This is a genomic window from Treponema endosymbiont of Eucomonympha sp. (genome assembly GCF_001028545.1).
Genome location: NZ_BBPW01000637.1, coordinates 1 through 450 on the forward strand (window position 1 = coordinate 1; position 450 = coordinate 450).

General features: G+C 50.9%; 1 protein-coding gene. It reads right to left on the reverse strand.

The window, feature by feature from the left end:
* A partial coding sequence (locus tag AWU74_RS14360; protein WP_062328845.1) for a response regulator transcription factor occupies positions 1-435 on the reverse strand: 435 nt, incomplete at its 3' end.
* Positions 436-450 lie beyond the last annotated feature (15 nt).

Here is a 450-nt window from a genome sequence, read left to right on the forward strand (position 1 = left end):
GATTAGGTCGGAGTGAGTTTTTGCGCCCAGCGTTTGTCGCAGCGCGGGGGTCGAGTTTGCGATGTTTTTGTAAGAAAGTGCGAGCGCATCGGCCACTTCGGCGATGCTGTTGCCACGGTCCAATAATCGCAAAATTTCGATGTCTCGCCCACCCAGTACATTGAGCGGATTCGCCCGGATGGAAGCAGCAGAGAAGGTTACATCCTTGGCGAGCTTTGGCGAAATGAAAGATCCGCCATTTCCGACCGTCACCACAGCTTCAATAAGATAACGGGGATCATCGGTCTTCGAAAGATACCCATTGGCGCAAAGTTCCAGGGAACGAAGTATGAAGCTTGGATCGTAGTTCATGCTGAACATGATAGTTTTGGCGGATTGGTCATGCTGTCTAATTTTTCGCAACAACTCAAAGCCGGACAGACCGGGCAGATTCAAGTCGCGATGTGATAC